This window comes from Flavobacterium sp. (assembly GCF_039932285.1).
GTDB lineage: Bacteria > Bacteroidota > Bacteroidia > Flavobacteriales > Flavobacteriaceae > Flavobacterium.
In genome coordinates, this window is record NZ_JBDTQE010000085.1 from 1 (window position 1) to 9,686 (window position 9,686).

Sequence of the window (9,686 nt, forward strand, 5' to 3'; positions counted from 1 at the left end):
ATTGTTCATGATATTTTGTATGACCTGACATCATACGAGCTCCCATTGGGTAAGCCGCACCATATTTTATTGCTGCATCAGTATCTGCTTTACGAACTTCCGGGTGATTTGCTAGACCTAAATAATCGTTTAAACTCCAATTCAAAATATTTTTACCTTGAAACTGCATTCTAGGACCTAATTCGCCTTCCAATTTTGGAAAAACAAAATATCCTTCTGCTTGCGAAGCCCATTTTCCTAATGGTCCTTTATTGTTTTGAATTCTTTCGAATAAATCTTTTACCATAACATTAAAATCTAAATTTTAAGACATTGCAAAATTAATTATTTAATCTTTCTAATCATAATTTTTTTGAAACTGTCTCAAGTTTTAATTTGATTTGTTTTTTAAAACATACTAAAAAAAACAAATCCTGCAAATGAAACTCAAATGCAGGACTTATAATTATATTAAAATCAATTATTTCTTTGTTGACTTTGTAGCTTTTTGTGCTGGTGCTTTTTTAGCTGCAGCCATTCCTGCATTTTTAGGTGCAACTGTTTTAGGTGTTTTTGCTGGCTTAGCTTCAGTAGGAACAACTGTTTTTTCTGATTTTTCTTCGGCAACAACAGGTTCTTCAGAAGAAACCAATCCTTTAGCTTGCAAAATATTATACCAGTTTAATACTTTTTTTATATCTGAAGCATATACTCTTTCTTGATCATAATCTGGAAGAACTTCAAGAAAATAGGCTGCTAATTGTGCTTTATCGTCTTTAAAAGCTGGAGTTGGTCCATTATTTTCTTTTTTTGCGATATTTCTCATTACTTCAACTAATGGTTTCTCATCGCTAGTAGTGTACATTGAAACTTCAGATAATAAACTTACGTTACTACGCAAACCTACTGTTATTCTTTTTCCGTCGATAAAAGATTCTGCAACGAAACCAGTTCTTGTTTGCACTTTAAGAGAATATAATCCTGGTTTTCCTGAAATGGCTAATATTTTTTCTAAATTCATTTTTAATTATTTATTAAAGCAAATATATATTGTTTGTTTTGAAACTTAAAAGTTATTTATCGTTTTTTTGACACTAATTTCATTCTATAATCAGGATGCGCCTTGCCATCCATGATATTTTGAAGTTTCTTTTTTATTAGTTGCTTCTTGAAAGTCGAAATTTTATCCGTAAATAAAATCCCTTCAATATGATCATATTCGTGTTGAATTACTCTGGCAATCAATCCGCTATATTCTTCTGTCTTTTTATTGAAGTTTTCGTCGTAGTATTCAATTGTAATATTTGGGTTTCTATATACGTCTTCACGAACATCTGGAATACTCAAACAACCTTCATTAAAACTCCATTCTTCTCCCTCTTCTTTAAGCATTTTTGCATTAATAAAAGTCTTTTTAAAACCTTTTAGAGCTTCTGCTTCTTCTTTAGAAATGTCTTCACTATCACTAAAAGGATCTGTATCTACAATAAACAGACGTATTGGAAATCCCACCTGTGGTGCAGCCAATCCAACTCCACAAGCATTGTACATTGTTTCGTACATGTTTGCAATGGTTTCTTCTAAATTAATATAATCTTTAGTAACGTCCTCGCATACTTTGCGTAAAACTGGGTCGCCGTAACCTACAATTGGTAAAATCATTCTTATTTTATTATATAAAGTGCAAAAGTAAATAATTTAAAATGATTGTCATAAATCTTAACAAAATAAAAAAACTAAACTTTCAATTTTAGAACTTCATTAGTTTTTAATCTAATTTGATCACATAAAACAGGATTTTCATTAAGCGATTGTCCATAGGAAGGAATAATTTCTTTGAGCTTTGTTTGCCAAGTTGCGCTTTTTATTTCTTCTGGAAAACATTTTGCAATTAAATCTATCATGATTTGAACTGCTGTTGATGCACCTGGAGAAGCGCCAAGTAAAACCGCCAACGAACCATCGTGAGCTGTAACCACTTCGGTACCAAATTCAAGAATTCCATGACCATCTTTATCTTTCTTAATTACCTGAACACGTTGCCCTGCATTTTCTAGTACCCAATCTTCTTTTTTTGCTGATGGTACATATTCTTGTAGGGCCTTTAGTCTATCGTCCGAAGATTGAATGACTTGTTCTATAAGGTATTTAGTTAGTGGGATGTTTTTTGCTCCTGCCGAAAGCATCGGTTTTATATTATTTAATTCTATCGATTTTATCAAATCAAAATAAGAGCCGTTTTTTAAGAATTTAGTAGAGAAACCCGCATAAGGTCCAAATAACAATGCTTTTTCTCCATCAATCATTCGAGTGTCTATATGAGGAACGGACATGGGTGGCGCACCAACCGATGCTTTTCCGTACACTTTTGCACCGTGCTTTTTTATCACTTCCAGATTCGTACATTTTAGCCATTGTCCGCTCACTGGAAAACCTCCAAAACCATCTCCTTCTGGAATATTTGCTTTTTCTAACAACAATAATGAGCCGCCACCAGCACCAATAAATACAAAAGGAGTATAGACTTTTTTCTTTTCGCCAGTAGCAATATCTTTTACTTTTATTCTCCAACGACCGTCATCACGCTTTTTTAAATCATAAACATCATGGTGAAAATGCATTGTAACGCCATCTAATGATTCTAAATACTTGAACATACTTCTGGTTAAAGTACCAAAATTGACATCGGTTCCAAATTTCATCGATGTGGCAGCAATTTTATCTTTGCTGTTTCTGTTTTCCATCACAAGTGGTGCCCATTTTCTGATTTTTTCAATATCATCAGAGAATTCCATTGCTTTAAATAAATGAAATTGTTGCAAAGCTTCGAATCTTTTCTTAAGATACTCCACATTTTCGTCTCCCCAAACAAAACTCATGTGAGGTACACTTTTGATGAAGTTTTCTGGGTCTTGAAGTAATCCTTTTTCGACAAGATATGTCCAAAGTTGTCTTGACACTTCAAATGCTTCCGATATTTTTACTGCTTTTTTGGTTTCAATAGTTCCGTCTTCAAGTTCAGGTGTATAATTGAGTTCACAAAAAGCGGCGTGACCAGTTCCTGCATTATTCCAAGCATCAGAGCTTTCAGCAGCTGCGATGTCTAAACGTTCAAAAATTTCTATTTTTAGTTTTGGGTTTAGCTCTTTTAATAACAATCCTAATGTGGCACTCATAATTCCTGCACCTATTAGAACAATATCAGATTCTATTTTTTGTCTAGCCATTTTTTTAAGTATGATGTTGTTTTTAAAACATTTTTCGAGTTAAATAATCTTGGAGCATTATAGTGGCTGAAATCTCGTCAACCAATGCTTTATTTTGTCGTTGTTTTTTCTTGAGTCCGCTGTCTATCATGGTTTGAAATGCCATTTTTGATGTAAAACGTTCATCAACCCTTTCTATTGGCATATCAGGGAAATTATTTATAAATTTGGTTACAAATTTTTCGATAATCTCAGTACTTTGAGATGGTTCTCCGTTCATTTGTTTCGGTTCGCCTATGAGCACTTTTTCTACTTTTTCTTTAGCAAAATAGTCTTTTAGAAATAATATTGCTGTTTCTGACGCAATAGTTGTGAGTCCTGACGCTATGATTTGCATTTCGTCAGTAATCGCAATTCCTGTGCGTTTTTGTCCGTAATCGATGGCGAGAATTCTTGGCATTTTTTTTACAAAAATAGTTTATTTACAGATTTCTTTAAAATATTTACAAGAATTAAAATGATTTCTCTTTTAGCCCTGATGGAAGTGAAAATCCTTGCCATTTTTCTTGGCAAGATTGGAGCAACAGCAGGAAAATAATTTCCAAAAATGCCCGAGCCATTCGCTCCTAAAGAAAAAGGTTTTATATTTGCTTAAAATTTTATTTAGATGAACAATTTACAGACAATTATAGAACAAGCTTGGGAAAACAGAGCATTGTTACAAGAAGAAACAACTACCAATGCGATTAGAGAAGTTATCAGTTTATTGGACGCTGGAACTTTGCGTGTGGCAGAACCAAAAGGAGATGCTTGGCAAGTAAACGAATGGGTTAAGAAAGCAGTTGTAATGTATTTCCCTATTCAGAAAATGGAAACTTGGGAAGCTGGCATTTTTGAATATCACGATAAAATGCTTTTAAAAACAGGTTATGCTGAAAAAGGAATTCGTGTAGTTCCACCTGCTGTGGCTCGTTTTGGTGCTTATATTTCTAAAGGTGTAATTTTGATGCCAAGTTATGTAAATATTGGTGCTTATGTTGATGAAGGTACGATGGTTGATACATGGGCAACTGTAGGAAGTTGTGCCCAAATAGGTAAAAATGTGCATTTATCCGGTGGTGTAGGAATTGGTGGTGTTTTAGAACCTTTACAAGCCGCTCCAGTTATTATTGAAGATGGTGCTTTTATTGGTTCTCGTTGTATCGTAGTTGAAGGCGTACATGTTGGGAAAGAAGCCGTTCTGGGTGCTAATGTTTGTTTGACAGCGTCAACAAAAATCATCGATGTTACTGGAGAAACTCCTATTGAAAGAAAAGGATATGTTCCTGCAAGATCTGTAGTAATTCCTGGTAGTTATACTAAGAAATTTGCTGCTGGTGAGTTTCAAGTGCCTTGTGCTTTGATTATTGGAACTAGAAAACCTTCTACAGATTTAAAAACGTCTTTGAATGATGCTTTGAGAGAATATGATGTAGCGGTTTAGATTTTTGAAATTGATATTAAATAAATGAACATAGGATACGAAGCGAAAAGGGTTTTTCATAACAAAACTGGTTTGGGCAATTACAGCCGAGATTTGGTACGAATTCTGGCAACATATTATCCTGAAAATCGATATTTCCTTTACAATCCTAAAAAGAATAAAGAAACTCTTTTTACTACTGATTCTTCAACTGTTTTCGAGAAATTGCCTTCTACTCCATTTTATAAAAAATATTATAATTTGTGGAGACAAAAAGGAATTATTACTGATTTAGAAACCGATAAGATTGAGCTATTTCATGGATTATCTGGTGAAATTCCTTCTGGATTAAATAAGAAAAACATAAAAAGTGTGGTGACTATTCATGATTTAATATTCATGAGATATCCACACTTATATTCTTTTTTTGATAGAAAAATACACTTTTATAAGTTCAAAAAATCAGCAAAAAATGCTGATTTAGTCATAGCCATTAGCGAACAAACCAAAGCTGATATTATTACGTATCTTAAAATTCCTGCAACTAAAATAAAAGTAATTTATCAAGGTTGTCAAGCTGTTTTTAAGCAAAATTATTCGGTCGTAGAAAAGAATGAAGTGGTTTTAAAATATAATTTACCCAAAGAATTTATATTAAATGTCGGCACAATCGAAGAACGAAAAAATGCTTTAATCATTGTAAAAGCCATTAAAGATATTGATACCAAACTCGTTCTTATAGGCAAACAAACTGGTTATTCTAATAAAATAAAAACCTATATCAAAGAACATAATCTGGAAGAAAAAGTCGTTTTTTTTGAAGGTTTGTCTAGTAAAGAATTGGCAATTACTTATCAATTAGCTAATTTTTTTGTATATCCATCGATATTTGAAGGATTTGGGATTCCTATTATTGAAGCTTTATTTTCTAAAACTCCAGTTATTACAACCAATTCTGGTGTTTTTCCTGAAGCTGGCGGGCCTGATTCTATTTATGTAAATCCTGAAAATTTAGAAGATTTAAAATTTCAAATTGAAAAACTCTTAAATGATGAAAACTTAAGAAATGAAATGGCGAATAAAGGTTTTGAATTTGTTCAGAAATTTAATGATGAAGTGATTGCAAAAGAAATTATGCAATGCTACAAGTCTTTATTTTGATGTAAATCATGCAGTTTGGCATACTTTACAAAACTTCCGAAAGCCGATAACATACTCCAAATAAAACCTTGATATCCGTTTAAAAAATTACGTTGAATGAAATAAAATCGGATAAAATCGAATGGAAATTTGATAATTACTTTTATCAAAGAAGCTTTTTTTCCTTTTTCGAACAAAAATTCACCGCTTAATAGCGAATATTTAACTTGTTTTTGAATCGCTGTCGAAATATCAAAAACCGTATAATGTAGCATTTCGTTTTTCAAGACGCCCATTTTTCCAGAAACGTCTATCACTTCGTGGACTTTATTCTCGATGAATTTTCCGTATTCTTTATTAAAAAATCGAAGAATTGGTTTCTTATTTTCACTTCCAAATTTGAAAATTTTATGCAAAAAAACGTGTGTTCTAGGAATTAAATAGCCATTGTATTCTTTCGTGAAATCGATGTTTTTTATTTCTGTAATTAATTCGTCCGACAAAACTTCGTCAGCATCAAGTGATAAAACCCAATTGTTAGTAGTTTGGTTTAATGCAAATTGTTTTTGTTTGCCAAAGTTTTCAAACTTATTATAAATCACTTTGGCTCCATGTTTTTCACAAATTTGAACCGTTTTGTCTGAACTTCCAGAATCGACAACAATGATTTCGTTTGCCCAAGAAAGTTTTTCAAGACATTGTGCAATAATTTTTTCTTCGTTGTAAGCAATTATAAATACTGATATTTTTTGCATAATTATATTGTGGCTAAAAAATCTTTGAAAGTTCCAAATTTATAATTCTTTTTATTCATCCAAAATAACATTTTATCAAATCTTTCGATCATTTGTATTCCAGAATTTTTAGATACATATTTTGGGAAATTAAACTTTTCTGGCTGATTTAAATTGGTAAATTCCCAAGGATGAAAATAAATATTGAGATAATTATCTTTCTTTATTGTCAATTTTACTAAAAATTGATACAGCCATAATGGTAAATTATGAAATGATAACCAGAACAAAGGAAACCTAATCATTGGACTTACTGATGCTGGAATTTGCCAAACGCCTTCTTGCTTAAAATAAGTTCTTGGTTTATCAAAATGATTGTATCTTCCTGGCAAATAAGTAGGATTTATAGAGGAATTATACAAATAGCCTGCCTTAAAAATTTCTTTTTCATCAACAGGATACATTCTTGGCATGCGGTAACCTATTACTTTAGTATTGGTTATCTCTTCTAATTTTTCTCTTGATTCCCGTAAATGTTCTATCTTAAAATCACTGTGATAATAACTATGTGAAGCCATTTCGTGGCCTTCGACAATAATTCTTTTTATAATCTCTGGTGCATTTATTGCAAATATTACTGTACTAAAAAAAGTAGCTTTGGCATTGTGTTTCTGCAATAAATCTAAAATAGCTACTGTTCCATCTATAGAAATAGCTATTTGCTCTTCAAAAGAGATTGTTTTACCATATTCGAAAGGCATGTCAAATTCTTCGATATCAAAACTTAATAAAACCATTATTTAAAATTTGTTTCTCTGATTAAATAATTAGGGCGACCTTTAGATTGCATGAATAATTTTCCAATATAAATTCCAATTATTCCAAGAACAATCAGGTTTAATCCTCCAAAAAATACAACTGTACATAATAATGATGCCCAACCCGAAATTACGTGTCCAAAATAGATACTATAAATAACGTAAATCATAAAAAAAAGAAAAGCTAACAGTGTTAGTCCAACTCCTAAAAAAATGGCAATATGCAAAGGTCTTGTACTAAAAGAGGTAATACCTTGCAATGCAAATCGTACCATTTTTCTTATTGTGTATTTACTTTTACCAGAAAATCTTTGGTTAGGTTCATAATTTATGGCAAATTGTTTAAAACCAACCCAACTAATAATACCACGTATAAATAATTCATTTTCAGAAAAATCGGAGAAAACTGCGACAACTTTTTTATCCATCAATCTAAAATCGGCAGTTCCAGGTTCAAATTCTACCTCCGATAATTTATTCATAATAGCATAAAAGTATTTTGAGGTCTTCTTTTTAAAATAAGAAAGTGCTTTGTCCTCATCACGAATGGTGTAAACCACATCGTAACCTTCTTCCCATTTCTTAATGAGTTCAGGAATTAGTACTGGTGGATGTTGCATATCACCATCCATAGTTATTACTGCGTCTGAATAGTCTTTTACTAAATCTACTCCAGCTTTTAATGCATTTTGATGCCCAAAATTTCGAGATAAAGCGGCAAAAAACAATCGATTATCAACCTTCGATAATTCTTCTAATTTTTGCAAACTATTGTCGTTACTTCCATCATCAACAAAAACAAGACGGTAATCATAAGGTAGTTTTTGCATCACTTCATGCAAAGTATTTACCATTACTTCGATATTTGTTTCCTCGTTAAAAGAAGGAATTACAATGGCTATTTTTTTTGAATTACTTATTGGAATCAATTGGATAAAGTATTGTAATTGTTAAACTTTTTTGTAAGCATTTCATAGATAATTGCTATCCAAATAAGCACACAAGGTAATGCCTTTAATGCAAATGGACGAATATAATTTTCTCTTAAAAATTTAGGCATTAAATCTGATGGAGATAAACTCGTTAAGATTATTGCAAAAATGAATAAAAAAATATAAAATTTATTAATTGGTGTAGGTTGAATTACAAACCAAATAGCAACGCCAACAAATGCAATAATATAGGTTGGTGATTCAGATCCTGTACTAAAAATAACAGTGAATATTAATACCGAAGCCAGTATCATTAATCTAAATCCTTTTTCTTTATATTCTTTTATTCTCAGGTATTGTAAGCCAAATAATAAAATTCCACTAATTAAAAATGGTAAGTTGGAGATATTACTGTCTTGCATAATTCTCCGAACCATTCCCATTAAGCAAATATCTTGATATGAAGTTAAACCTGTATTTTCTGCATTCTTGACAACCAAACGATCAAACCATTCAATATAAGTATGTAGAATATATTCTGGTGAAGAAATTAGCATTGGAAGCACAAAAAACACAACGCTCCAAAAAATTAATGAAGCTATAAACTTAATTTTATCCTTAGTAAAAAAGAAAAATGCCAATCCAACAATTCCATATAATTTAACAAATACCCCTAAAACGATAAACATGGCTGCCCAAAATACTTTATCCTTATCTATATAAACAAATGATAATATAATAATTGCAGTCATTATTGGATTAAACTGTAATCCTAATAATGTAGTTAGAAATTCATGAAAACAAATCCATAAAATAGCTGTAATCTGAATCTGTTTTAATGGTAACTGTGTAATTGCCCAAACTAAAATTGCTGCATTAAAAATCCCCCATAATACCATTCCTACATAATCTGGTAGTATAGCAAAAGGAGCAATTATAAGACTAAAAATAGGCCCGTAATGATTATGGTCAAAATATTCTAGTGGGTATTCTTCATATAAAGGCAATTTATTTATTGTATGAAAATAAACGCCTTTAAAAATTTTATAATTATTATAATTGCCAATAAGAAACTGTTTTACAACCGAGATAATTGTAATAACAAGCCATATTGTTATAATATATTTTTTATTGGTAAAAAATGAATGTTTAAAAAATGTGTTCACTAAAATAAATTTATTTAATTCCTAGTTTCTTCTTGATGTTTCTTTTAAAATTTACTTTATTCTGAAACTTTAAATTATATTTCCACATTAAACGAAAAACTTCTTCTTCATTTTTGTCATAAAGTTTTGCGTATTCAGAACTAATAATCCTAACCCAAGCTTCACTAGGTGTTATTCTTGATAAATTTTTCATTCTAGTTTTAAAACTCATTGTAGTATGAAAATTCATTCTATTTAAATCGACTAAAT

At 31.1% G+C, this 9,686-nt stretch carries 10 protein-coding genes and 2 pseudogenes; 2 read left to right on the forward strand and 10 right to left on the reverse strand.

Annotation, left to right across the window (positions count from 1 at the left end; genetic code table 11):
* The 5 genes and pseudogenes from ABI549_RS12215 to ruvX form a co-directional block, all read right to left on the reverse strand.
* Window positions 1–286: pseudogene (locus tag ABI549_RS12215) on the reverse strand (pyridoxal phosphate-dependent aminotransferase family protein); the annotation flags it as partial.
* A gap of 174 nt (window positions 287–460) precedes the next feature.
* Complete coding sequence (locus ABI549_RS12220) at window positions 461–1,000, reverse strand: DUF5606 domain-containing protein (protein WP_348076745.1); 540 nt, start codon at window positions 998–1,000, stop codon at window positions 461–463.
* A 56-nt stretch (window positions 1,001–1,056) separates the two neighbouring features.
* Window positions 1,057–1,641 (reverse strand): peptide deformylase, encoded by a 585-nt coding sequence (gene def, locus ABI549_RS12225; RefSeq protein WP_348076746.1) that lies wholly within the window; start codon window positions 1,639–1,641, stop codon window positions 1,057–1,059.
* Between the two features lie 74 nt (window positions 1,642–1,715).
* Complete coding sequence (locus tag ABI549_RS12230) at window positions 1,716–3,206, reverse strand: malate:quinone oxidoreductase (RefSeq protein ID WP_348076747.1); 1,491 nt, start codon at window positions 3,204–3,206, stop codon at window positions 1,716–1,718.
* A 22-nt stretch (window positions 3,207–3,228) separates the two neighbouring features.
* Window positions 3,229–3,645 (reverse strand): Holliday junction resolvase RuvX, encoded by a 417-nt coding sequence (gene ruvX, locus ABI549_RS12235; protein WP_348076748.1) that lies wholly within the window; start codon window positions 3,643–3,645, stop codon window positions 3,229–3,231.
* A 207-nt stretch (window positions 3,646–3,852) separates the two neighbouring features.
* Between ruvX and ABI549_RS12240 the strand changes: the two genes are divergently transcribed.
* A complete protein-coding gene (locus tag ABI549_RS12240; protein ID WP_348076749.1) occupies window positions 3,853–4,668 on the forward strand; it encodes a 2,3,4,5-tetrahydropyridine-2,6-dicarboxylate N-succinyltransferase in 816 nt (271 codons plus the stop codon).
* A 24-nt stretch (window positions 4,669–4,692) separates the two neighbouring features.
* Window positions 4,693–5,808 (forward strand): glycosyltransferase family 1 protein, encoded by a 1,116-nt coding sequence (locus ABI549_RS12245; RefSeq protein ID WP_348076750.1) that lies wholly within the window; start codon window positions 4,693–4,695, stop codon window positions 5,806–5,808.
* On the opposite strand, the gene ABI549_RS12250 is transcribed toward ABI549_RS12245, so the two are convergent.
* The 5 genes and pseudogenes from ABI549_RS12250 to ABI549_RS12270 all read right to left on the reverse strand — a co-directional run.
* Complete coding sequence (locus ABI549_RS12250) at window positions 5,790–6,542, reverse strand: glycosyltransferase family 2 protein (protein ID WP_348076751.1); 753 nt, start codon at window positions 6,540–6,542, stop codon at window positions 5,790–5,792. The genes ABI549_RS12245 and ABI549_RS12250 overlap by 19 nt on opposite strands.
* A 2-nt stretch (window positions 6,543–6,544) precedes the next feature.
* The gene (locus ABI549_RS12255) at window positions 6,545–7,318 is read right to left on the reverse strand and encodes a polysaccharide deacetylase family protein (protein WP_348076752.1); all 774 of its coding nucleotides are present in this window, start codon (window positions 7,316–7,318) and stop codon (window positions 6,545–6,547) included.
* Window positions 7,318–8,259 (reverse strand): glycosyltransferase family 2 protein, encoded by a 942-nt coding sequence (locus tag ABI549_RS12260; RefSeq protein ID WP_348076754.1) that lies wholly within the window; start codon window positions 8,257–8,259, stop codon window positions 7,318–7,320. The genes ABI549_RS12255 and ABI549_RS12260 overlap by 1 nt, the downstream gene beginning before the upstream one ends.
* A 5-nt stretch (window positions 8,260–8,264) precedes the next feature.
* Window positions 8,265–9,437, reverse strand: coding sequence for a glycosyltransferase family 87 protein (locus ABI549_RS12265; protein WP_348076753.1), 1,173 nt, complete (start codon window positions 9,435–9,437; stop codon window positions 8,265–8,267).
* Window positions 9,438–9,447: 10 nt separating this feature from the next.
* Window positions 9,448–9,686: pseudogene (locus tag ABI549_RS12270) on the reverse strand (Kdo domain containing protein); the annotation flags it as partial.

What these genes read in the sequence shown, in the direction of transcription:
- ABI549_RS12220 (WP_348076745.1), bottom strand. Translation starts at nt 1,000, where the DNA reads ATGAATTTAGAAAAAATATTAGCCATTTCAGGAAAACCAGGATTATAT.
- def (WP_348076746.1), bottom strand. Translation starts at nt 1,641, where the DNA reads ATGATTTTACCAATTGTAGGTTACGGCGACCCAGTTTTACGCAAAGTA.
- ABI549_RS12230 (WP_348076747.1), bottom strand. Translation starts at nt 3,206, where the DNA reads ATGGCTAGACAAAAAATAGAATCTGATATTGTTCTAATAGGTGCAGGA.
- ruvX (WP_348076748.1), bottom strand. Translation starts at nt 3,645, where the DNA reads ATGCCAAGAATTCTCGCCATCGATTACGGACAAAAACGCACAGGAATT.
- ABI549_RS12240 (WP_348076749.1), top strand. Translation starts at nt 3,853, where the DNA reads ATGAACAATTTACAGACAATTATAGAACAAGCTTGGGAAAACAGAGCA.
- ABI549_RS12245 (WP_348076750.1), top strand. Translation starts at nt 4,693, where the DNA reads ATGAACATAGGATACGAAGCGAAAAGGGTTTTTCATAACAAAACTGGT.
- ABI549_RS12250 (WP_348076751.1), bottom strand. Translation starts at nt 6,542, where the DNA reads ATGCAAAAAATATCAGTATTTATAATTGCTTACAACGAAGAAAAAATT.
- ABI549_RS12255 (WP_348076752.1), bottom strand. Translation starts at nt 7,318, where the DNA reads ATGGTTTTATTAAGTTTTGATATCGAAGAATTTGACATGCCTTTCGAA.